The organism is Nostoc sp. DedQUE07, assembly GCF_034530975.2.
Lineage (GTDB): Bacteria > Cyanobacteriota > Cyanobacteriia > Cyanobacteriales > Nostocaceae > Nostoc.
Genome location: NZ_JAVRCC020000084.1, coordinates 1 through 22,644, shown reverse-complemented (window position 1 = coordinate 22,644; position 22,644 = coordinate 1). Strand labels below are relative to the sequence as shown.

The 22,644-nt window shown below is 39.3% G+C and carries 21 protein-coding genes; 13 read left to right on the top strand and 8 right to left on the bottom strand.

Going from position 1 to position 22,644, the window contains the following annotated elements:
- Positions 1-63 precede the first annotated feature (63 nt).
- Together RMZ95_RS32650 and RMZ95_RS32645 are read left to right on the top strand one after the other, a co-directional pair.
- Positions 64-489, top strand: coding sequence for a GNAT family N-acetyltransferase (locus RMZ95_RS32650; RefSeq protein ID WP_409884390.1), 426 nt, complete (start codon positions 64-66; stop codon positions 487-489).
- Positions 489-1,010 (top strand): N-acetyltransferase, encoded by a 522-nt coding sequence (locus RMZ95_RS32645; RefSeq protein WP_322684665.1) that lies wholly within the window; start codon positions 489-491, stop codon positions 1,008-1,010. Before RMZ95_RS32650 ends, RMZ95_RS32645 begins: the two co-directional genes overlap by 1 nt.
- A 295-nt stretch (positions 1,011-1,305) precedes the next feature.
- Here RMZ95_RS32645 and RMZ95_RS32640 read toward each other — a convergent pair whose 3' ends face one another.
- The gene (locus tag RMZ95_RS32640) at positions 1,306-1,713 is read right to left on the bottom strand and encodes a hypothetical protein (protein WP_322684631.1); all 408 of its coding nucleotides are present in this window, start codon (positions 1,711-1,713) and stop codon (positions 1,306-1,308) included.
- 1,094 nt (positions 1,714-2,807) lie between these two features.
- On the opposite strand from RMZ95_RS32640, the gene RMZ95_RS32635 reads away from it, so the two are divergent.
- The 6 genes from RMZ95_RS32635 to RMZ95_RS32610 all read left to right on the top strand — a co-directional run bounded on the left by RMZ95_RS32635 (position 2,808) and on the right by RMZ95_RS32610 (position 7,876).
- The gene (locus RMZ95_RS32635) at positions 2,808-3,071 is read left to right on the top strand and encodes a hypothetical protein (protein ID WP_322684632.1); all 264 of its coding nucleotides are present in this window, start codon (positions 2,808-2,810) and stop codon (positions 3,069-3,071) included.
- A gap of 939 nt (positions 3,072-4,010) precedes the next feature.
- Positions 4,011-4,274 (top strand): hypothetical protein, encoded by a 264-nt coding sequence (locus tag RMZ95_RS32630; RefSeq protein ID WP_322684633.1) that lies wholly within the window; start codon positions 4,011-4,013, stop codon positions 4,272-4,274.
- A gap of 78 nt (positions 4,275-4,352) precedes the next feature.
- The gene (locus RMZ95_RS32625) at positions 4,353-4,619 is read left to right on the top strand and encodes a hypothetical protein (protein WP_322684634.1); all 267 of its coding nucleotides are present in this window, start codon (positions 4,353-4,355) and stop codon (positions 4,617-4,619) included.
- Positions 4,620-4,834: 215 nt separating this feature from the next.
- Positions 4,835-5,473, top strand: a complete 639-nt coding sequence (locus tag RMZ95_RS32620) for a hypothetical protein (RefSeq protein WP_322684635.1) — start codon at positions 4,835-4,837, stop codon at positions 5,471-5,473.
- 140 nt (positions 5,474-5,613) lie between these two features.
- Positions 5,614-6,720, top strand: coding sequence for an ABC transporter permease (locus RMZ95_RS32615; RefSeq protein WP_322684636.1), 1,107 nt, complete (start codon positions 5,614-5,616; stop codon positions 6,718-6,720).
- A 37-nt stretch (positions 6,721-6,757) separates the two neighbouring features.
- Positions 6,758-7,876 carry an ABC transporter permease gene (locus RMZ95_RS32610; RefSeq protein ID WP_322684637.1) on the top strand — a complete coding sequence of 373 codons (1,119 nt, stop codon included), beginning with the start codon at positions 6,758-6,760 and terminating at the stop codon, positions 7,874-7,876.
- Positions 7,877-8,034: 158 nt separating this feature from the next.
- On the opposite strand, the gene RMZ95_RS32605 is transcribed toward RMZ95_RS32610, so the two are convergent.
- From RMZ95_RS32605 to RMZ95_RS32595, 3 genes are all read right to left on the bottom strand, one after another.
- The gene (locus RMZ95_RS32605) at positions 8,035-9,447 is read right to left on the bottom strand and encodes an AtzE family amidohydrolase (protein ID WP_322684638.1); all 1,413 of its coding nucleotides are present in this window, start codon (positions 9,445-9,447) and stop codon (positions 8,035-8,037) included.
- Positions 9,448-9,547: 100 nt separating this feature from the next.
- The gene (locus RMZ95_RS32600) at positions 9,548-9,736 is read right to left on the bottom strand and encodes a DUF4089 domain-containing protein (protein ID WP_322675452.1); all 189 of its coding nucleotides are present in this window, start codon (positions 9,734-9,736) and stop codon (positions 9,548-9,550) included.
- Between the two features lie 133 nt (positions 9,737-9,869).
- Positions 9,870-11,948, bottom strand: coding sequence for a hypothetical protein (locus RMZ95_RS32595; RefSeq protein ID WP_322684639.1), 2,079 nt, complete (start codon positions 11,946-11,948; stop codon positions 9,870-9,872).
- A 731-nt stretch (positions 11,949-12,679) separates the two neighbouring features.
- On the opposite strand from RMZ95_RS32595, the gene RMZ95_RS32590 reads away from it, so the two are divergent.
- Positions 12,680-13,120, top strand: a complete 441-nt coding sequence (locus RMZ95_RS32590; protein ID WP_322684640.1) for a hypothetical protein — start codon at positions 12,680-12,682, stop codon at positions 13,118-13,120.
- 299 nt (positions 13,121-13,419) lie between these two features.
- On the opposite strand, the gene RMZ95_RS32585 is transcribed toward RMZ95_RS32590, so the two are convergent.
- Both RMZ95_RS32585 and RMZ95_RS32580 read right to left on the bottom strand, forming a co-directional pair.
- Entirely contained in the window at positions 13,420-14,613 is a 1,194-nt protein-coding gene (locus RMZ95_RS32585; RefSeq protein ID WP_322684641.1) for an MFS transporter, read from the bottom strand.
- A gap of 130 nt (positions 14,614-14,743) precedes the next feature.
- Positions 14,744-16,096 (bottom strand): MATE family efflux transporter, encoded by a 1,353-nt coding sequence (locus tag RMZ95_RS32580; RefSeq protein ID WP_322684642.1) that lies wholly within the window; start codon positions 16,094-16,096, stop codon positions 14,744-14,746.
- Between the two features lie 388 nt (positions 16,097-16,484).
- Here RMZ95_RS32580 and RMZ95_RS32575 point away from each other — a divergent pair, with 388 nt between their 5' ends.
- Complete coding sequence (locus RMZ95_RS32575) at positions 16,485-16,982, top strand: DUF6174 domain-containing protein (RefSeq protein WP_322684643.1); 498 nt, start codon at positions 16,485-16,487, stop codon at positions 16,980-16,982.
- 229 nt (positions 16,983-17,211) lie between these two features.
- Here RMZ95_RS32575 and RMZ95_RS32570 read toward each other — a convergent pair whose 3' ends face one another.
- On the bottom strand, positions 17,212-17,667 hold the full coding sequence (locus RMZ95_RS32570) for a DUF4288 domain-containing protein (RefSeq protein WP_322675458.1): 456 nt from the start codon (positions 17,665-17,667) through the stop codon (positions 17,212-17,214).
- 203 nt (positions 17,668-17,870) lie between these two features.
- Between RMZ95_RS32570 and RMZ95_RS32565 the strand changes: the two genes are divergently transcribed.
- Positions 17,871-18,236 carry a hypothetical protein gene (locus RMZ95_RS32565; RefSeq protein WP_322684644.1) on the top strand — a complete coding sequence of 122 codons (366 nt, stop codon included), beginning with the start codon at positions 17,871-17,873 and terminating at the stop codon, positions 18,234-18,236.
- Positions 18,237-18,540: 304 nt separating this feature from the next.
- Positions 18,541-21,129, top strand: a complete 2,589-nt coding sequence (locus RMZ95_RS32560; RefSeq protein WP_322684645.1) for a chloride channel protein — start codon at positions 18,541-18,543, stop codon at positions 21,127-21,129.
- A 738-nt stretch (positions 21,130-21,867) separates the two neighbouring features.
- Here the strand turns inward: RMZ95_RS32560 and RMZ95_RS32555 are convergent.
- Positions 21,868-22,089: a hypothetical protein gene (locus RMZ95_RS32555; RefSeq protein WP_322684646.1), complete on the bottom strand. Its 222-nt coding sequence runs from the start codon at positions 22,087-22,089 to the stop codon at positions 21,868-21,870.
- A gap of 63 nt (positions 22,090-22,152) precedes the next feature.
- On the opposite strand from RMZ95_RS32555, the gene RMZ95_RS32550 reads away from it, so the two are divergent.
- On the top strand, positions 22,153-22,644 hold a 492-nt coding region (locus RMZ95_RS32550; protein WP_409884380.1), incomplete at its 3' end, for a leucine-rich repeat domain-containing protein.

The window sequence follows — 22,644 nt, the reverse complement described above, 5'->3', positions numbered from 1 at the left end:
CCTCTTATTCAGAAAGTAGATTATCACATTTTGGTATTAGTGGGATAGGTTCATGAGACTAAGCTGATATTTAGCAATAAATTTGGCATCAATTTAAATGCTAATACATTCTTTGAGGAATATATGACTCAACTCCACGAATTTCTACCACCTTCAGGGCGCTTGCTTTTGGGACAATATGAGCAAAAAATAGCTGGCTGCGCTTGCTTACGAAAGATTGGTGAAGATATTGGCGAAATTAAAAGAATGTATGTAAAACCAGAATTTCGTAGACAAGGAATTGGTCGGTCTTTATTAGAAGTTATCATTAATGAAGCTGCCTACATTGGTTACTCAAAGATACGTTTAGACAGTGCCCCTTTTGCAAAAGAAGCACACGCACTTTATCGTGTATTTGGCTTTCAGAATATTGAGCCATATTTGGAAAAAACCGAGATTCCTCTCGAACATCGAGCAAACTGGATTTTTATGGAATTAGTTTTAAAATAATCGATATCCGTTCTGAAACTTTGTCAGACTACACAGCAATAGCTGAGGTTAATAGACTAGCCTTTGGGCAGGAAAACGAGGCTAAACTTGTGGATAAAATTCGCCATTCTGACCGCTATATTCCAGATTTATCTCTGGTTGCAGAGGTTGAAAATGTTCTAGTCTGTCATATTTTATTCAGCTATATTGACCTGGTAAGTGAAGAAGCACTACAAGTAATTGGTTTAGCGCCTTTGGCAGTTCATCCACAGTTTCAAAGACAAGGAATTGGCAGCGCACTAATAAAAGCAGGGTTAGAAATAGCAGAAGCAAAGAAAGAAGCCATAGTAATTGTACTAGGTCATCCCCACTTCTATACTCGCTTTGGTTTTCAGCCTTCTGTTGTTTATGAAATCGAGTCTCCTTTTCCAGTACCAGAGGAATTTTTCATGGTGAAACCACTGCAAAACTATCAAAAGCAGTATAAAGGCAAGGTTGTTTATCCAAATACTTTTAGTGAAGTATATAGGACTAGTATTTGATTTTTGAAAAGATACGTAGGGTGTGTAGCTGCGAGAGTACGGCACTATCATCAAGGGTTTGGTGCGTTACAAACTGCGTTTTAACACACCCTACAATACCTAATTTTGTTCAAAAATCAAATATGATTCCTATAGTATAATACAGTTTATTTAAGTATTTCTTTTTTTCTTCTCTACGAGACGCTGCGTGTAGCTTGCTTCTTTGTAGGAGTACGCGATTGGTTATTACTCCTGACTTTTCACAGGATGTAAGAAGCGAGAATAGTTCGCAGGCACATTATTCGCAAACCCACTACTAATCTTTGTTGTATTTAGAAGTTTCTTCGATTAAATCTTTCAAACCCTGGTCTAAAGTTTTAATTGAACGATCTAATGCTTCGATTTTGGCTTTTAGAAAAATTTGTTCTACAGCATCCAGGTATGCTTGACTACCAGCTTTACCTAAATGCTTGTAACGAGAACTCTTTCCATCAGTCTTTGTTGGAAATATTGCTACACTAGCGTGTAATTTATAATACCAATATACAGACTTCCTGCCTTTAGCAAGATAGCGAACAATCCAACAGGAAGATGCAGCTACTTCTTCCGAAGCACTTGCACTTATTGCTTGGACTTCTTTCTCAAGATGCTCTTTAGCTTGAACTACGCAATTTATGCGTGCATATAAATCTTCTTGGGGCGAGGGTTTTGAGTTATTAGGCATAAAATAAAAATTCTACGGTTCGCGAATAATTTATACAAACTATTCTTGGCTTTACAAAGCTTTTAAACAATTAAAATTAAACCATTAATTTTAAAATGTAATAACCAATACAACAAAATGTAATAAATAATGCAACAAAATGTAGTAAAGAATACAACAAGCAAGTTTGGCACGAGGTTTCCAACTCTAACTAACCTCTTCACCAAACTTGTATCCTAATTACACTATTTTTTATATATTCTAAGTATTCTCCTAGCCACACTATTGCGCCTATTGTCCAATCAATAGTGAATTAACATTATTTTTGCTTTGGAGGTGTATTTTCAAGCAGCAGATACATCTGTAATTTATTTTACATTCAGGATGCAACAATTTGTAGTTTAGTTCAATACAAATAAGTCATTCTTAATAGTTGATCGCTATAAATAAGTCATTCTTAATAGTTGTGCGGCAATCAAAGTCAAAAAACCTATTATCAAAGATATCTCTCACCCACCAAGCGATCGCTTTTTGCTTTGTAGCCCGATTTCAGAATTTGATAATACTCTTCTATCTGCCAACGATATGTATACCAACGGAGAATAGACAAATACTTTTTTGTATGATATGAGACTCGTTTATTAATACCTGAAATCAGAAAATCATTTTATCTATTTACGGTTCGCGAATGATATTCGCGAACCAATACTATTCTTAAAATTGCTTGAAAAGCGACTAAATATTATCCGCAGAAGTAGTAATGCTTCCATTGCAACTTCTTAATGATTTCTCTAATATCATATTGATAAACTTCTTGCAAATGTGAGCTAAAACGTCTCTATGACTAGGATACAGAGGATCTGAAAGTATCTAAAACTAGTCACAGCAAAATACTTTTCAAACAACCTCTAAAGACAAAATGAGGTAAATAGCTTGACAGGGCGAGCTTTTTTATGGATGATATGCAAAAAAATTATGTAAAACTACTATTTATTAATTTCTAATAGTGCTATTCTTTTTTTTGGCGCGAAAAAGCAATCGGTAGATTGTCCTCAGACAATAATCCTAAATAGGAAGTTAATCAGAGGTAAACAGGAAGTTAACAAGGGAGAAGTATGCTTAAAATTCGTGATTTAGACTGCCAGCAGAGTTATTTAAAATCTCTAAATGATGAAGAAGTCAAAAACTTAGTTGGAGGCGCTGGTACTACGATTTTACTTTTGACAAGTGGAACGATAGCTGTTTACGACGACACAGGAGCTAAGATAGACGCTAGTACTATTAGTTCTGCTGCAATAACAGCAGACGCTTTCGGTAATAAAACAGTAACGGGTGGAACTTTAATTCAAGCAACAGTAAGACCAATCAAGAAAAAATAACACGGCGTTAGCCTCAAAAACCTTTTTTCAAGTTTCCCAATAGAATTTAACGGAAGTACTCTGAGCGTTAGAGTATGTTTGCAAATTCAAACATACTCTAAACTCGACAATTAAAAACCCGGTTTTCTTTATCCAGCAAAACCCCTGGCTTTTTGGCAAATACTTTTTCAACATCACAGATTACCGATGAAGTTAAAAAAGTAAAACTACTTTTGCACAAAGATTTCAGGGATAATATTCGCTTTGCTAAAAAATGGATAAAGTCGAGCTAACTCTATAAGTCAAATAAAATAACAATTCGCTTGTTTGGCACTTTGACTTTAAGTGTTTGCTTTTGCTCTAAACACTTTTAGCTTTTAGTTAAATAAGAATTCAGAAGTCATAATCAATTCATTTGGGGGTTCAGACCCGCAACTAATTGTTGGCGTAGTGTCCCGTAGGGAAGACTACTAAATTTACAATTTTGTGGGAGTCTTAAACCCGCTTATTGAGACGTTCGCGGATTCGCTCTAAGCATATTCTTGCAAAAAAGCAAGCTACGCGTAGCGTCTCTAAGAGTTGCTATCCTGTAGGCTTTACGCTGCGCTATCCGCTTGTTCGGTCAGAATACCCTTCTTGTATTCTGACCCCTGACTCCTGAATTATGTTTCGATAAATCATGATGCGGAAAGAGCTGGTGTTCAAGATAATTCCTTTAAAAGTGAATTATCAATCCAGTTCTAATTTACATATTAATTATTCTGATAATTAAAAACTAAAACAACAATTTAGGTGGCGTTATACTCCATCTAAATTGTTGTTTGTTAGTAAAAATATCCAAAATAAATTTACAAAACTTAAGCACAAAAGTATTGCAAAATTTTCTAAATTGTTTATAGTTATTTTGTTGAACAAACGCAGTTCAAATTTCAATTAATCTCTTTGGAATAGATAGAATCTATGGCTAAGATAAAAATATCTGAATTGCAGCCAGAAAGCCAATTCGAGAAACTTTCTGATGCCGATTTACGGTTAGTTAATGGAGGAGGCAGTGATTTCCAATTTACTACAGTTGGATCTGCTATTACCACAGGTGTAACTATTGGACCGGGAAGAATTGAAAACGGTACTGAATCAGTTGCTACCTTAAATGCAGGGGCTGGATCGCCAGTTGTCAATGCTTCTCTTTTTGCTAATGCTTTCTCAAGGTCTCGCCCTTTTTAAAAATCATCAGGGACAATTTTAGAAGCATAGTAAATAAGATACGTCAACGTACTACCAAGAAAACTCAAAGAGGAAATTATGGCTAATATCAAAATCGCTGAATTACAATCTAGCTTGCTTGAAGAAGTATCAGTTATAGATTTGGAGGCTGTTCATGGTGGGGTTACACCACCTCCGACACCTGGTATTCAAGCTGTTGGGTCAAGCTCAGGAGTCGGCGTAGGTTTTTCTAATGGTGGATCATCGGCTGTCCAGACAACGAGTCAGAGTTTCCTTAGTGGTACACTAGGAAATTTCACCGTACAGTTTGGAACACAAAGCCAGGGTTTTACTTTTCCCACTTAGACTAATTAATGCTTTAGGCATTACCTAAAGCTGTATTTTTAGGGCTGGAGTTAAAGTTTGACTCTAGCCCTTCATTTTTTAACGTCGTGCTTGTAATGTCGCTAATAGTGCGATGCAAGTATAGCTTCAGTTAATTAGCTGAACCTCACAAGAATATATAGAAGTTAACTTTGTAATCTAAACTTTCGTTCTCTAAAAATACTAGGGATTAAATTATGGGGGCTATCTTATATCCACTCTATACGGTAGCTAATTTGCTCTTAGCTACATGGAGTATAAGTTTATGGCAACACTCACACCATGCCAACATATTGTTGCTACTATTAGTAGTAGCTGGAATGACCTATGACAATCTGATTATTTCGCTAGGTCGTTTAATTAATGAAGGTAATTTCCTAAAATTCCTTAATCGTCTGCGCTTCTTATTACATGATTTATTGATTCCATTGTTGGTGGTAGTAGCCATTAGACTAGCTAGTGCTGCTGGTGTATTCTGGGCAAGTAAACCGATTTTATTCTCTGGTTGCTGGACAATTACATTTGGTTTGATTGGATTGGGATTGGTGACTAATCTTAAGCACTTGGAACTAGCACCAATAACTTTTGCTGGCAGTCTGCGATATAAACCTAAAAAAAGTCAAGCGCCAATTTTGACAATTTTAATCGCTTTGTTAGTTGGTGTAGCAGGATTCTACATTTGGCGTGAAATCCAATGGCCTTGGATGTTTGTGGGAACAGTGGTAATGTTGTTTGGCAATGCTTTACCGACAAAGTTTTTTGGTTCTCTAGTTGGTTCAGCAGTTGATTTTGTATTTATCTTAGCTTTGGTGATAACACATATCGTGTTGTCTTAGTTAGGGATAATTTCGCGCCTCTATGGGTATAAACTTTAGTTTAAAGCTTGTGGCAAGATGGGAATCCATTTCTAGAAGACGCTTTGATCGGTATAGTACAACGATCGCAAAACTAGAATTTTTTGATATTTTTTATATTTATGAAACGGATTTTTGCTCAGTTTAGCAAAGAACTAGTACAGTTTCAGCGCGATCGCCTGACATTAGCGTTAGCATTTATACTGCCATTTATAACGTTACTCATTTTTGGGTTTGCAATCCGGTTAGAAAGTAAAAATATTCCCTTAATCGTGCAAGATTTTAACCGCACAAACCTTAGCAATGGCTATATTGAGCGACTATACGCCACCAATCAGTTTATGCCCACCCAATGGTCGGGAAACGATCCGGTGCAGGATGCCATCGACCGTGGTATTGCTAAGGCAGCAGTCATTATCCCTCCTCAATTCAGCCGAGATGTGCAAGCTGGTAAAAATACTACGCTGCAAGTACTGATTGATGGTACAGATGTCAATAATGCTCGTGTCATAAAAAATAGCATTCAGAGAGTGACGAATTTTTTTATGCAGGAGCAAGGACTGATAACATCTAATAACAGCGTCACACCTCGAATTCGTTTATGGTTTAACCCCGGTCGGTTAGAGTCTCTGTATATTGTACCGGGAGTCTACGCTGTGGTTTTATGGATTTTTCCGTCTTTATTGACAGCGATCTCAATGGTGAGAGAAAAGGAGAAAGGCACCATCTTACAACTTTACGTTTCTAGTATAAGTGCAACTGAACTGTTACTTGGTAAAGGACTGGCTTACCTGCTGATAGCTATCCTTCAAGCATTCGTAGTCATGAGTCTAGGTTCGCTAATCTTCCAGGTTAGCTTAGTAGGCGATTTTATCACCTTGTTAATAGGAACTGTCCTTTTTCTTACAGACAGTGTTTTATTTGGTTTGCTATTTGGAGTACGAAGCAGTAACCAAAATGCTGCTGTACAAAGTGTCTCTGTGATCGGTTTTGTTACCTCTCTATTACTATCTGGTTTTATTTATCCTATTAGCAACATTCCTTTTCCCCTGTCACTTATGCCTAACATAATTCCCGCCCGCTATTTTATAGATATCACTCGTGATTCATTTGTTAGAGGTAGTGGATGGGCAGGAGTTTGGTTTGATCTAGTGGTACTAATTGTTTTTGGATTGGTGTTTTTTAATATAACGCGTCGTGCTTTAGGTAAGATGCAATTACCTTATTAAACTGTATTATTCTCAGATGTTGCAGCTACTAATCAATATGTTTTTTCCACGACTATTTAATAGTTCGTTTTGGGCATTACTTCGCAAAGAAATCAATCAAATCTTGCGAGATAAGCAGTTAATTATTCTGCTGATTGTACCACCAACGATGCAATTATTACTTTATGGATTTGCACTTAATCCCGATGTACATAATTTGAAATTGGGTGTCATTGATTATGCGAATGTAAGTGCTAGTCGCGAACTTGTTCATGCAATGACCTCTAATAGTATTTTTAGCATCGAATCTGTACCAACAAGTGAGAAAGATTTGAGCCGTCAAGTAGAAGAAGGTAAACTCAATCTAGGGGTGATTATTCCACCAGAATTTCCTAGAAAGCTAGCAACAAAAGAAGCTGAAATTCAAGTATTCATTGATGGAGTGGATGCAAACGCAGCAGGCATTGCCAGTGGCTACATGACTCAGATTATTCAAAATTATAATCGTAACTTTGGGCAAACCCAACTGAATTTTCCGATATCATTCCAAGTGGTGTTTTTGTATAATCCAGGACTAATAAGTAGCTGGTATTTTGTGCCGGGAGTTATGGGTTTAGTGTTAACGCTTGTTGGAACACTAGTTTCATCAGTCGTTGTTGTACGAGAGAAAGATAGCGGAACTTTGGAGCAATTACTTATGACACCAGCCGCAAACTGGGAAATTTTGCTTTCCAAAATTTTGCCTTTAGCGTTTTTGCTCATGGGAGATATTCTGCTAGCTTTGACTTTAGGACAACTGGTCTTTGGTTTACCGTTGCGTGGAAATTTTCTACTATTTTTTGGGCTGTCAATTATCTATCTGCTGGTTGGGATCAGTATAGGTATTATGTTGGCGATGTTTTCCAGTTCGCAACAACAGGTGGTATTGATGTCATTTTTCGTCAATATGCCGATATTGCAGACTTCTGGGGTGCTTGCCCCTATTGAAGCCATGCCACCCTTTTTTCAAGTCTTATCTCTACTAAATCCCTTACGTCATTACATTGCCATTGTTCGAGGAATTTTACTTAAAGGGGTTGGTTTAAATGTGTTATGGATGCATATTCTGGCATTGCTTAGTATTGCTATTGTGTTATTAACTATTAGTCTTAGTAAGTTTCGCAATCAATTAAGTTAGAAAATGTCTGATACTAAGTCTTTTTGGGGATGGCAATTTATCGCGTCTTTGTGTAATATTGCAACAGTCAAGGTGGTTAGGACATCAACAGACGATAAAACTTAGACACAAAAAGGCTTTTCACCCAGTCCCCAGTCCCTTGCTATAAATTAGATTTTTCAAACAGCCTCTGAGTTAAGAGCGTTTAAAATTACTGGTGCTGAAACTACACCCTTTGCCTCTAACGCAGCCGCAACCCGTAAAATTAAGGCTTCATTATATGGTGCTGCAATCAATTGCACACCTAAAGGTAATGTATTTTGGCACTGAATTGGTACTGATAAAACGGGTAAACCAATAAAAGATAATGGTTGAGTAAATAGCCCTAAATGAGGACGGACAAGAATTTCTTCGCCATCCAAAATTATGGTTTGTTGACCAATTAATGGTGCAGAAATTGGTGTAGTTGGGGCAAGAATTACATCGACATTTTGAAAAACTTCCCGAACGCGATCGCGATACCATCTTCTAAACCGTTGTGCTTGAAGATACCAGCTACTAGGAATTAACGCCCCAGCCAAAAAGCGATCGCGTGTAGCGAAATCAAAATCTTCAGGACGACATCGCAATTTTTCCAAACGCAGATTTGCACCCTCGCTAGCTGTGATTACAAAAGCTGCTGCACGGGCGCGGTGTGCTTCTGGTATGATTACGTATTTAGTAACTTCTATTGCATCAGCTACTTTTTGCACTGCTGCTAAAGCTGCCGGTTCTGCACCTTTGGTAAAATAATCAGCTGCAATGGCAATTCTAATATCAGAAATATCTTGTTTGAGTTGTGGTAAACATAATTCAGACGGACGCTTTGTACAAATGGGATCGCGATCGTCTTTTCCCTGAAGCACATCAAACACCGTAGCGATATCCTGCACCGAACGCCCAAAAGGGCCAATGTGGTCAAAACTGCTAGAAAATAAAGCTACCCCAGCACGAGATAATCTTCCATAAGTTGGCTTGAAACCAAAAACGCCACACAACGCCGCCGGAACGCGAATTGAACCATTAGTATCAGAACCCAATGTCAGCGGTACTAACCCCGCCGCAACCGCCGCCGCCGAACCACCCGATGAACCACCAGCAACTCGCTGTAAATCATGGGGGTTGTGAGTAGCACCGTAATGGGAGTTTTCTGTTACAAACCCATAAGCATACTCATCCATATTCAAAGCACCAAGCAAAACAGCACCCGCTTGCTTCAACTTTGCTACTGCGGTCGCATCTTGAGTAGCTTCTGGGTTTACTGCATTGATTTTCGATCCTGCTAGAGTCGTAAAACCAGCGATATCGAAGAGATTTTTCACCGCAAAAGGCACACCAGCAAGCACTCCAGGATGATTACCTTGGGCAATTTCCCTGTCAATCAGTGCTGCATCTGTTAAAGCTGTCTCAGCAGTTATAGTGGTAAAACAGTTGAATAGATGATTGTGCGTTGCTATTCGTGCTAACGCAGCTTTCGTAACCTCCACAGCGCTAGTTTTACCTTCGCGTACAGCAGTTGATATTGTTATGGCATCGGCTGAATCAAAATTCATGCTGAAATATTAAGAGATAGCGCGTTTAGCTTTTTGAGTAATAGCACTCAGCAATAGTTTTTGCTTCATTAAAACATCAACATAGCTATTCTTGAAGCAATTATGGTTCAAAAACTGGTGCAACTTCAATTTCCTCTGGTAAAGGGAAAGAATTTACCAGATTAGCGATCGCCCTAATTCTCTCAAAATTTGCCACCACACCATCTCGATACTCATCTTTTAACTGCAAATCCAACAAAAACCCCATTTGATCTACATATTCACTCACATCAAACTCTTCTCTTCTCATCTTTTTTCCTTTGCGGTAGCCTGCGGCAAGCCAAAGCGTTTACGTTATCTTAAACTTATAATTTCTTGCGACAACAGCGATACCCAGATAGTGACATACAATTTTGTCGGGAATGCAACGTCATTAATTTGGATTAATTTGGTTTTCCATAGTAGATTCCTTTACCGTCGGTGCCAATGAAGACTAGCCCAAATTGCTGTCTGCTAGCTTCCATCACGTTCGGGACATTGCCGATGGGATATAGAGGATTAGAGATGTTTGTCCATGTTTGCCCTCTATCCAAAGAACGGAAAATTCCTTTTCCCATACCAATGATTTTGCCATATAAATATAGTGCTGGAATTGTACTTCCTGTTTGTGGTTTGCCAAAGGCAAATAAATAAGCTTTCTCCACACCAGCTATTTTGTCAAACTTCGTACCACCGTTTGTTGAACGATAAAGCCCATTTGAATTGAGACTTATCCAAACTTCGTTACTCACCCCCGGAACTGTTTTGAGCATAGACCAATCTTCGCTAGGAAGTGTTGAGTTGACAATACTGAAGTATGCAGCTCCATCCTTACTGCGGTAGACTTTGCCATCGTTGTAGTAGTAAAAAATATTGCCATTTACTTTGTCTGATGCCAATGGTTGACCCCAGTACCACGGCCCCTTGGGCCCGTTGGGTAAACCTGATACTCCACTCCAAGTAGCTCCACCGTTAGTTGTGCGTATAGGTTGTTTCTCGCTGGCGATCGCTACAAACAAACTTGGATTAGTTGCAGACATAGCTACCCGTAGTGGCATAATGTTCTGCGGAAAAGAAGAAAAGTTCTTCCAGGTATGTCCGCCATCTGTGGAAGTTCCTCCTGTAAAAGTATTGAACCCTCGATGTCCGCCAACGCGTACCATACGTAAAGGATCTTTTTCACTGTAGGCAATACTGTATGTTTCTTGATACCAAGGGCCGTTACTACCACCCAATTGAGTAGATGGGTAAGTATCTAATTTCTGGCCGTGGTTAAAGCCTTCTACATCAGCCACACCGCTTAACAATAGTGAGCCTTTTGGAGGTGAGATGAGTTCAAAAGCTACTGTTTCCTCATGTCCTTTTTCATAGTTAGACCACATAGGCTTGTTAGCATTGATATTGTCTGCCTGCCAGGTTCCGAACCAGTCTGTTAACCAAACTTTGCCAGCAATATTTGGGTCAAATTCAATCGCTGAGGCCGCAGAAGCAAAATACCAGTTTGGCCACCAAGGTACTTGAGGATTCAATGAATGGCTTTTCTGTTGCCATGTAGTTCCACCATCGGTAGATTGAAAGACTCTAGAGTAATTAGTAGTTTCATGGTATTGGTCATAAGTAACTAAAACGTGATTAGAGTTATTGGGATCTACAGAAAGCCCATTAAATGAAATAGTTTTGATGTTAGTTGGCGTAATATTGCTCCAAGCCCCATTTGCATATTTGCTAACTCCTGAAGTGTGCGTTACATACAGTACTCCATTGCTATTAAGCACCATTCGATTTACTTTTGATGGGCTTCCGGCTATTCTGTTCCAGGTAACACCTGTATCGGTAGACTTATATATTCCGTCTCCATAGGCATTTGCATAAACCAAGCCAGCATTCTTTTTGCTAAACAAAATTCCTGTAATACCAATGGATGCATTAGGTTTTCCTGAGAAAGAACTTACTTTTTTCCATGTTTGACCAGCATTCGCCGACTTCCATAGCCCATCCAAACGCGAACCAAAGAAGATGATATTAGGATTAAATGGATTAACTCCCAGCCTTTCCCCCGTCCATCGCTTAGTTTCGTTGCCACCCATTGGCAAATCTATGTTCAGTTTGTTCCAGGTTTGACCTTTATTGGTCGATTTGAAGATTGTTCCTAAGCCAGCCTTAGTATATTTGCCTGCTGCAATATAGACAACATTTGGATTGTTAGGGTCAAGCGCTAATCCTTCTCCGCCATAGTAGTTACTTTTATCAGAACCAAAGTGATCTATTAATGGAATCCATCTTTTCTCTAACGAATTCCAACGATAGAAGCCACCTATATCGGTTCTAATGTAGGCTAAATTCTTCTCTAAAGGATGCAGATAAATATTGGTAACATAGCCTCCTCCTCCTATAGAGACTTGATTCCATTGATACTCAGATGTAGTACTACTGCGACTAGGTTCAACAGTTGTAAGTGCTACAGTCGTAGCTAGAGCGAGCATAGAAAAGCGGATTATTTTCCTTAAAGGAATATGGAAAAAGCGAATGCTCATATAGTCTCATTGGTAAAGGAATCAATTTAGAGATAATACTTAGTAAATTAAACTAAGCAGTATAAAATTAAGTGAAAATGCGGTATGCATTCTCACTTTAGTTAGAAAATGACGTAATGATTGCTAATAGATGATTGTTGATATAAATGTTTTGGCAAAATAAAAATACTTTGTCAATATTTTTATGAAATTTATGTATAATTTGTTATAACTACTTAAAAACTTATCTAATTTAATACAAAGGTTTTTACTGTTACTTATTAGTATAAAAAAGTACTAAAAGTTATTTTATATTTACACCATAAGAATAAGTTTCCTTGGTTATTACAGCACCGACATTGATTTGGGATGAAAATGAAATCAGACGACTTGCATCAAAATATTTAGAAGTTCGCGTAAAGTCACAAAAAAGACCCTAAAAGATGGCTCCTGCCAGTTATAGAAAATCTTACATTCTTCCAGCAATTTAATTAAGTATTTTTTGAAAGATGAAAAATCCCTCTAAAGTCAGAGATATATTCTGTGCTGTGGTAGAGGATTTTTTGATTCTACTTCAGTATCTTAGTATATGAACAAATTTTCCTGTTATTTACTCAACTGAGTCTCTTTAGCTAGAGAGATAAACAGTTTTAAAAATGATATCTACAGCAGATAAATAATCCAGAATAACAGTAAAAAACATGAATGACAAAAACAAAACTGAGACTAATAATAATTTAAGTCGGGATGTAAAAGTGGATGAAACTAATATAAATTCATTATCTAATGAACCTCAAAAGTCAACGAAAACAATTAATGTAGATGGTCATCGTCCAGTCGATCCAAGTAACATTCAGATTAAGAAAACAATTGATATAGATGGTCAACGCCCAATTGCAAAAGATAAAAATTATAGCGATCAAACAATTGACATAGACGGTCAACGCCCGATCGCTAAGAGTAATTTTGAAGAACATGAGATGCTACCTGTAGACGGTGAGCGTCCAATTGACCCTAGTAATTTTGAAGTTGAGGAAATTCTTGACATAGATGGTCAACGTCCGATCGCTAAGAGTAAATTTAAAGCTAAAGATACTATAGAGATAGATGGTAGCCGCCCAATAGCTTCAAATAACCAATAGCTTTAAATAACACTGTTGATTGGTAAATACCAACAGAATATCTAGACTAAAATCACAACCTTTCTTGACCAAAAGGATGGGATAATTAGACCTGCCTTAAAAATAGGGACTGGGGACTGGGGACTGGGAACTGGGGAAGAGATATTTTTATTGTTCCTTGTAAGTTCCACTCATGGAGTCTCTTACAAAAGTGACTTTTGCTTTCCGGTTGGGGAAAGGGACTCATGTCAAAGGGTAAGAGGAAATTCCATCCCTTTCCCCTTCACCCCTTACCCTTTGCCCTACAAATGCCAAAAAGTCTATTTTTTATTTATGCTTGCTGTAGTGATTTTCGGTCTGACTATAACAATAAATCCAAGCAAAGTAAAAACTAACATCTGCCAAGTCACCAAATTCCAGCCCCCAAAATCCCAGCATAATAGACCAATACTAGTACCGACAGCACCACCGATAAAATAGGTAGTCATGTACACTGTATTGATGCGACTGTTCGATTGAGCATCAAGAGTGTATATTCTTGCCACATTGGTGACTTGAATTGCTTGTACGCCTACATCTAGTAACAATACAGCAACAGCGATCGCCAGCGCTGAACTAGAAGCAATTTTAGCAATTACTAAACTTGCAATCACCAAAGATACAGATATAGTTAAGGAACGTTGGGAATTACCTTTATCGGCTAATTTGCCAAAAATTGGTGCCATTAATGCACCTGCGATCGCCACAAAGCCATACATCCCAATTGTGTCAGATTGAAAATTAAAAGGCGCTCCGCTTAAATGGAAAGTCAACGTTGTCCAAAATGAGCAAAAGACACCAAACATTAATCCTCCAATTAAAGATGCTTCTCTCAATAAAGAAAAACGTTTTAATTGTTGAAGCGTTGATTTTAATAAATCAAAATAATTACCAGTGTATTCATTATTCACATTAGGTAAATAAATTTTTAGCAAGACAGTAACAATTAAAATCATTACTCCTGAAAATCCATATACATAACGCCAATTCAAGCTTTCAGCAATATATCCACTAAAAACCCTTGCTCCTAAAACTCCAATCAATATACCAGTAAAAATACTGCCGACAGTTTGACCTGTAGTTATTCTATCTATACTTGCTGCTAAAGGCAGAATAACCTGAGCGGAGACTGTTGTAATTCCAATTGCTATGCTCAATATCCAAACCTGGACGATATTTTGTGAAAACGTCATCGCTATCAACAAACAAAACAAACATATAAGTAAGGAAAGAATTAATGTTTTTTTGTTGATTTTATCGCCCAAGGGGATTAAAAAGAAAAGCCCAAAACCGTAACCAACTTGCGAAAGCACAGATATGCTACCCGCTTCACTTTCGCTAACTTGAAAAGAAGATGCAATATCTTTGAGAATTGGCTGATTATAATAAACGTTAGCAACACACACTCCAGATGCGATCGCCATAATCAGTACTTGAAATTTAGTTAATCCGTTATTTGAGATTTGTTTGTTCATTCAACCTAATTCACTATAATTTAGTTGCTTGAGAACTTTTGCCTTTAACTGCATCTGTGTTTATCAAAACAGAATTCTGACTCCTGTTAGCGGATAGCTAAGGTTTAGCCCATTCTGACTCCTGACTTCTTCAATAGTTATTAGTTTTCCTGGTGCTAAACCGCCAAGTTAGGATGATTGCAGCGCTGGCTAAACCAATAGCCAATCCCCACCAAAGACCAATAGCTCCAGACCCCAACGAGATCCCAAAAGTATAACCAGTGAATAAACCAACACACCAATAAGCAAAAAAGCCAATCAACATCGGGATTCGGGTGTCTTTGAGTCCGCGTAATGCTCCTGCGGCAGTAACTTGCACGCCGTCAACTATTTGAAAAATGGCCGCGACTGCTAGCAATTTCACCGCCAGGGCAACCACATCTGCATTGTTCTGATTGTTGATGTCAATATAAAGAGAAATAATCGACTTTGGTACTAGCCAAAATGCAATGGCTACTACACCCATAGCTAAAGCTGCAATGGCAATGCCTACATATCCAGCTAGACGAGTGCCAACTAAGTCATTCTGTCCGGCTAACTGTCCAACACGAACTGTTGTCGCTAGAGAAATGCCTAGTGCCATCTGGAATGACATCGAAATTGTTTGTAAAGCAATTTGATGAGCAGCGAGGGCATTTGTTCCCAATTGTCCGATCAACAAAGTCACAACAGTGAACAGTCCGGCTTCGACCGTAATCAGACCCCCGATGGGCAATCCAACCTGAAAAATCTCGCCAACGATCCGGCGATGCTCTAGAGGAAAAGCTTTGTAAGACGAAGGTCGAAAAATACCGTAAACTGCAAAGCGAGGCTGATTACATATATAAACTGTCAAAGCAACAAACATACTCCAAAGTGAAAGCGTGCTTGCCCAACCGATACCAGCTAAACCCAGCGCCGGGAATCCGAGTTTGCCAAACATCAGCACATAGTTAGCTGTGATGTTGAGCAGAGTACCCAAAACCACACTCACTATCACTAATTGCGGTTGTAACAGAGCAGAAAGAAAGCTTTTAAGTACTGCAAAGCCCAAACCAGGAATAAAACCCAGTGCGATCGCTCTTAAAAAAATCTCTGTTAGTGCTACTGTGTTAGCATCCTGTCCTAGTAAAAGTAGTAAAGCACCTCCATTGTAAAGCAGCAATGTAATTGGTATTCCTAGCACCAGAGATATCCCTAGTCCTAGCCGGACAATTGTGCCAACTTTTTCTTTATTTCCGGCACCGTATGCTTGGGCAGCTAACGGACTGACAGCAGAAACGATACCACTAAAAATCAACAGAGAAAAAGTAAAGATAATAGTTCCCAAACCTCCAGATGCAATGGTTTGACTTCCCAACCAGCCCATCATGACCGTATCGACAAAACCAGTTGCAGATTGAGCCACTTGTGCCGCTGCCAAAGGTACGGCTAACATGAGACATTTTTTAACTTCAGAAAACATATACAACTGATAACCCGATGTGAAGAACAAAGGGTTTTTTCAAAATTTAAACCCATGTTCAGGAGATATTGCTCCTGGGAACTTGAATCTATCTTAATAGAGTCAGAGGATTACCGTCACAGTGGTTAGCAGAGGGTTCGGCAGGAAAGATTTAACAAAAGATGAATTGCAAGCAGGTAACGACTAAATTTTCCGTATAGACCATCATTAGTCCAGAAGTGTTTCTAAGGACAAAGGACTTTTGACTAAGGACAACCCTCACTAGTTAATATGCAATTTTCTTTGCGTAATACCTTACCAGCTTTGAGTGTCACAAATAATTTCAATGTTTTGGCAATCATCTTGAAGCTACGTTAAAGTAAGCAGTTGGAGTTAAGAATGGATTTATATGCGCTTACCAATTGCAATTAGTGCTGTTTTAGTGGCATCTTTAGGTTTTAGTGCACCTGTAATATCTCAACCTCCTCCTATACAGGTAGCCACAACCCCCGCGCCTAGTAGTTTAAACTTAGAACAATTTAAGATTAATTACCGATTATGGAAACGGCAAAAAATCTCTAACTATCACTATGAATTCACTAGAAGTTGCAATTGTTTACCTAAAGCCACAGAACCAGTGATTATTAAAGTACGTAATCGAGTCACAAGTTCTATTACTTATAAAGCAACTCAAAAGTCGGCTGAGGCAGAGTTGTTTAAACAATATAATACAATTCCTAAACTCTTTGATATCATTAGGGATGCGCTGATTCGTAAAGCAGCAAACTTGACTGTACAATACGATCCAACACTTGGTTATCCAACTCAAATTAACATTGATTATAATAGCCAGATCGCTGATGATGAAATATTTTTGACAATTAGCAATCTGCAAAAAACTAATTAACTATGGCTAAGGAGAGCATTAGACTTCTTGGCATTTGTGCGGGATAAGGGGCGGGGGTCAAGGGGAAAGGAATAGAATTAATTTCCATTTACCCTTTAACCTTTAACCTTTCTCCGACATCTTGCAAAATTTACTTTTGCAAGATGTCTATTGACGATCCGAACAGCGTATTTATGACGTTAGCTCTATAAAGGTTTAGGATAGCGAATGCACTGTTGGGCTGAAGCATTTAAAGTCTTTCAATAACACCATCGCCACTCATCATTCTTGCGACTTCATCCATAATTTCTTTACTCGTATAGTCTGGCTTAGATGGATCTATTGGTTTTAACGGACGAAAAATAGCTAGCTGAGATTTTGGAGTCAGCATTTGTTGTAATTCGCTTTCACGTATACCAATTTTTTCTTCAAACATCAGTTCAGCACCATGTTCTAATTCATCATGAATTACATCAAGATGCCGTAAGCCTCTATAAGTAAAAATTACAGTTTGATTTTTGGGGTTGAGATATGTGTCGTTACTCTGATAACCAAGTTCTTCGGCTTTCTCAAAAGCATCTTCTGGTGAAGAAGCACGGACAAGAACAATATTTACATGAATAACATTATGTGGATTTCCCTCAACGTTACACTCGATTACCAATTCAGCGATATACCACTCTGCATCCTTTGGAATGTATGTCATTGCTTATAAAAATTAAAACTTTTACTAATAATGCTCAAGCAACTATATTAAGCGATACAACATTGTACTTTATCTGAATGGGAACTGCTATATGTACTTGCAATTACATTTGCGTTCCTCAAGTTTGTGAATTTTGAACTATATAATTACTAAACTTAAGTATTAAATAAAATTATTACCAATAGTTTAGGAAAAGCAAAGACGTGAATCGTTTCAAAAAGCTATCCTCAATTGCGTTCCTGTTATTAGCCTTCATGTACCCACCTACTTTGGTTGAAGCCAAAGAGAACACTCTCAACAATGTTTTCAATGAACAGAGTATCGATGCACAGACAAAATTAGTTGGAGAGCAAAGTGAAGAGTTTTTGTTAGCTCACCGACGGACTCGACGACGTTATCATAGACGGCAACGGACTGGAAACTATTACTATCAACGCCAGTGGAATCGACGACATTATTATAGACGGCGCTATCGCTCTATACGTTATCACGGACAACGATATCGTCATGGAGAATGGGAACTTGTGCGCGATCGCCACGGACGATTAATGTATGATTGGCAGCGTTAATAGTAAATTTACACTCAATTTTCTAGACAATCTTTATGCGTAAATCCTAACCTAAACTCCAAAGAATTTACCCAGTTTTGAATCATCTCACGGGTTGGCGAAATATCTGTGATATTAATAAACTCATAGTCAATTTGGTATAAAACATTATAAATAACTGTACCCCTACTGCACATATCTATCTTTAGGCATATAAAAATTTCATTCTGATTTCATTTTTTTAGGAAAAGCTATGAATAGGGTGAATGGTAAGACATTTTAGACATTTATATACCTTCATTGATGACAAGCGATCGCTAAAAATATGTTAGTCAAGGGTAAAATTCTCTGGTTGAGGCTTTGGCGTCAGTTGCTTCGACCCAAACGGTTGGCTTTCGTGGAAGCTTGCCTGATTGGTCTAGTTTCTGGGTTAGCGGCAGTTCTGTTAGGACAGGCAGTGGATTGGGCAGGTGCATTGCGAGTGCATCTTTCTTACCATTGGTCTGCCTACTTGGTGCTACCAGGTGTTGGATTAATAGGGGGATTTTTAGCTGGTTGGCTAGTAGAGCGCTTCGCACCGGAAGCATCAGGTAGTGGGATGTCTGAAGTCAAAGCCGTATTGGCTCGCGTGCCAATGCCATTAAATCTACGGATTGCTTTGGTGAAGTTGATCGGCGCTACATTAGTGTTGGGTTCGGGAATGCCTTTAGGACGAGAAGGGCCGACTGTGCAAATTGGGGCAGCCTTGGCAAATCAACTTAGTAACTGGGCACCGACTTCACCAGAGCATCGTCGCCAACTCATCGCCGCCGGAGCCGGGGCTGGGTTAGCTGCGGCTTTTAATGCACCGATCGCAGGTGTGCTTTTTGTAGTCGAAGAATTACTCCAAGATGTGTCAGGTATCACTCTTGGTACTGCGATTTTGGCTTCTTTCATCGCTTCAGTCATTTCCCGGCTCTATGGTAGTCACAGCCTGGATCTGAATCATCTAAATTTAGGTCTTCCCGATACAACTTTCTTTGCTCAAGAAATTCCTTTCTACTTGATTTTAGGAGTGCTGGCGGGACTTTTAGGCATTCTATTTAATAAAGGTATTCTTGAGAGTCTAGCAATTAACCGCCGCCTGCTAAGGTTGAGTTTATCCTGGCGAATTGGAATCGCTGGGTTAGTTACTGGTGCGGCGATCGCTTTTTTACCTGATACCTTTCGCGATCATGCTGGGCTGAGAGAAATTTTGCTTGTGGGTAGTGCTAATTGGTCATTTGCCGCGATCGCTCTTTTAGTTCAGTTTACCCTAATTATTTTTACCTACGGCTCTGGAGCGCCAGGGGGTTTACTAGTTCCCACCTTAGCCTTGGGCGCTGCCCTTGGTTACTTAGTGGGTGCTGTGGAACACAGTTTACTGGGAATGAGTGCTGCCACAGTCTATGCTCATGTCGGCATGGCTGCCTTTTTTAGCGCCGTCTCCAAGGTTCCAATTACAGCAGTCGTCATTGTATTTGAGATGACAACAGATTTCAATCTGGTGCTACCGCTCATGATTGCGTCTGTGGTTGCCTATTTAGTAGCAGAAAAAATCGATCGGCGATCGCTCTACGACCTTTTACTAGAGTGGAAAGGAATTCACATCACCAAAGAGCCTAGCACAGAGGGGCTTCTGGCACAACTGAGTGCTGTAGATGTGATGCAACGGCGGGTGGAAACTCTTTCTAGTCAAATGAGTACTGATGAAGCAGTACAGGCATTTTCCGACTCTCGCCATCGCAACTTTCCAGTTTTAGAGAATGGTAAAGTTGTTGGTATTGTAACTCAGGAAGATTTAGTTAGTATTGCTTCGCAACAGTCAGGCAAAGATACAACTATCGGCGAGATTATGACACCAGAGCCAGTGACAGTAAATCCCACAGCAACACTGGCTCATGTACTGCATATACTCAATCGTTATCATCTCAGCTGCTTACCCGTTACAGAAAATCGCAAGCTCATAGGAATTATTACTCGTAGTGATATTATCCGTGTAGAAGCAGAGCGACTCAGTGGTAACGAACAAATAGAACGTAAATCAGCACCTTCTTATGTGGTTTACCAAACTCACGCTCCGGCTACAGGCAAAGGAAGATTGTTAGTACCACTTTCACATCCCCAGACAGCCGAGACTTTACTAGACATGGCAGTTGCGATCGCCAAAGATCGCAATTACGAAATAGAATGTCTACAAGTAATTATCGTTTCGTCTAGCCGCATCCCATCGGAAACACCAGTGCAAATCAGCAAAAGTCTTCAACTTTTGCAACGGGCAATAATTTTAGGAGAGAATTTGCGGATTCCCGTTCATACCGAGATCCGAGTTGCCCATAATGTTGCTGGGGCAATTTTGGAGACTGTCAAAGAACGACACATTGACTTGGTGCTGATGGGATGGAAAGGCAATACATCAACTCCTGGTAGAGTTTTTAGCCGAGTGGTGGATACCATAATTCGACAGGCAGGTTGTGATGTTATCTTGGCTAAATTAGATGATAAAAGATCCTTCGACCGTTGGTTGTTGCCAATGGCAGGCGGCCCTAACTCCAGCCAAGCAATTAAGTTATTACCTGCTCTTGCTTCTTTAAGTACATCACCCCAAATCAAGCTATGTCAGGTTTTCCAACCGACTAACTCGATTCCTGACACAACATTATTAGATAAATCTGTTCGCTTTCTGCAACGCCGAGTTAGCGGTAAAGTGATGGCCACTCCCGTTCGTGCCAATTCTGTTTCTGAAGCTGTTCTTAATTGTGCAAAACTTGACAACAGTGATGTGATTGTCTTAGGGGCTAGCCGTGAAAGTCTACTGCAACAAGCGATTCAAGGAAATATTGCCGAGAATATTTCTCGCAAGAGTAATTGTACAGTGATTATGGTCAAAACTTAATGTCGAATTATCCCCCTTAATCCCCCCGATGCATTGGCTACGGTGTACACACAAGTTGAATTACCCCCCTCAATCCCCCCTTGTAAAGGGGGGAAGCCGGAAATCTAGTTCCCTCCCCTTGTAAAGGGGAGGGTTAGGGTGGGGTAAAACCCTGGTCAATCAGCTATTTTAAACTTGTATATAGCGGTTCTCGAATGTATGCAATACACTTTGACCTCTCTCCAAACCTCTCTCCTAAAAGGAGAGAGGCTTTGAATTTTACTCCTTTTCCCTTGTAGGGAAAGGGCTGTTCTTGTTAGGTCTGTATTGCACTCAACCCAGAAGCGCTATATACAGCGTACCCTTGATAAGGGGGGCGTTTGCTTTACTCAAAAATAACAAATGAGTACCCCGAAATAACAAATGAGTACTCCAAAATAACAAATGAGTACCCCGAAATAACAAATGAGTACCCCAAAATAACAAATGAGTACCCCGAAATAACAAATGAGTACCCCGAAATAACAAATGGGTACTCCAAAATAACAAATGAGTACCCCGAAATAACAAATGGGTACTCCGAAATAACAAATGGGTACTCCGAAATAACAAATGGGTACTCCGAAATAACAAATGAGTACTCAAAATAACCAATGCGTAAGCGTAGCCCGCCGTAGGCATCGCCATGATTGCAACAATTTAGCTTTGTCACGCGAGCGTAACGCACCGCAAATCTTTGGTGGATGAAGTTTTTCCGACTTACGATCGCTCGATTTTGTAAACAATGCCAAATAATTGATTGCAGGTATAATCACAGAGATAGCTAGAAACCAAATTTAGATATGTGCGATCGCCACATCTCAAGGCGCGATGTCTACGATGGTCACTGAGCCTTGTCGAAGTGCGGGCTACGCCTACGCCTAAATCCGCAATATCCCAAACAGCGAACTGACAGATCGCCAACAAGTGATAATGTAGCATTTTTCACTATTCAGTTAAGATCATCTTTATCAATCTTCTTTCCTCACCCTTTTCCTTGGAATTATGACGCAGGATGAGTTGTTGGTACTGATAGATCGCGCCGTGGCTGAGGGTTGGCAAGAGTTAGACTTGTCGGGACAGAAGTTGACTCATTTACCTGTAGAAATTGGTAAGTTGAAGCAGCTTGAGTCTTTGATTTTGGGAAAGAAGGTTGAAGGTTATGAAGTCGTAGGAAACCGCTATCTCGAAAAGGTTTCAGGCAACAATTTAAAAACGCTTCCACTCGAACTATTGGATTTGCCTAATTTGCGTAAGTTGGATATTAGTGGCAATCCTTTAGAGAGCATTCCCGATGTGGTAACGCAAATACTACATTTAGAAGAACTTATCTTAATTCGAGTAGAGCTAACTGAAATACCTGATGCGATCGCTAAATTAACCAATCTGAGGGAGCTTCACCTCAATGGCAACCAAATAACCGAGATTCCAGAGGCGATCGCTAAATTAACCAATCTGAGGGAGCTTCACCTCAGTGACAACCAAATAACCCAGATT

Coding starts and splice junctions, on each gene's coding strand:
- RMZ95_RS32630 (WP_322684633.1), top strand. CDS start 4,011: ATGGCTAAGATAAAAATATCTGAATTGCAGCCAGAAAGCCAATTCGAG.
- RMZ95_RS32625 (WP_322684634.1), top strand. CDS start 4,353: ATGGCTAATATCAAAATCGCTGAATTACAATCTAGCTTGCTTGAAGAA.
- RMZ95_RS32640 (WP_322684631.1), bottom strand. CDS start 1,713: ATGCCTAATAACTCAAAACCCTCGCCCCAAGAAGATTTATATGCACGC.
- RMZ95_RS32590 (WP_322684640.1), top strand. CDS start 12,680: ATGAATGACAAAAACAAAACTGAGACTAATAATAATTTAAGTCGGGAT.
- RMZ95_RS32575 (WP_322684643.1), top strand. CDS start 16,485: ATGCGCTTACCAATTGCAATTAGTGCTGTTTTAGTGGCATCTTTAGGT.
- RMZ95_RS32595 (WP_322684639.1), bottom strand. CDS start 11,948: ATGCTCGCTCTAGCTACGACTGTAGCACTTACAACTGTTGAACCTAGT.
- RMZ95_RS32555 (WP_322684646.1), bottom strand. CDS start 22,089: ATGCTACATTATCACTTGTTGGCGATCTGTCAGTTCGCTGTTTGGGAT.
- RMZ95_RS32610 (WP_322684637.1), top strand. CDS start 6,758: ATGTTTTTTCCACGACTATTTAATAGTTCGTTTTGGGCATTACTTCGC.
- RMZ95_RS32580 (WP_322684642.1), bottom strand. CDS start 16,096: ATGTTTTCTGAAGTTAAAAAATGTCTCATGTTAGCCGTACCTTTGGCA.
- RMZ95_RS32605 (WP_322684638.1), bottom strand. CDS start 9,447: ATGAATTTTGATTCAGCCGATGCCATAACAATATCAACTGCTGTACGC.
- RMZ95_RS32570 (WP_322675458.1), bottom strand. CDS start 17,667: ATGACATACATTCCAAAGGATGCAGAGTGGTATATCGCTGAATTGGTA.
- RMZ95_RS32585 (WP_322684641.1), bottom strand. CDS start 14,613: ATGAACAAACAAATCTCAAATAACGGATTAACTAAATTTCAAGTACTG.
- RMZ95_RS32620 (WP_322684635.1), top strand. CDS start 4,835: ATGGGGGCTATCTTATATCCACTCTATACGGTAGCTAATTTGCTCTTA.
- RMZ95_RS32635 (WP_322684632.1), top strand. CDS start 2,808: ATGCTTAAAATTCGTGATTTAGACTGCCAGCAGAGTTATTTAAAATCT.
- RMZ95_RS32600 (WP_322675452.1), bottom strand. CDS start 9,736: ATGAGAAGAGAAGAGTTTGATGTGAGTGAATATGTAGATCAAATGGGG.
- RMZ95_RS32615 (WP_322684636.1), top strand. CDS start 5,614: ATGAAACGGATTTTTGCTCAGTTTAGCAAAGAACTAGTACAGTTTCAG.
- RMZ95_RS32560 (WP_322684645.1), top strand. CDS start 18,541: ATGTTAGTCAAGGGTAAAATTCTCTGGTTGAGGCTTTGGCGTCAGTTG.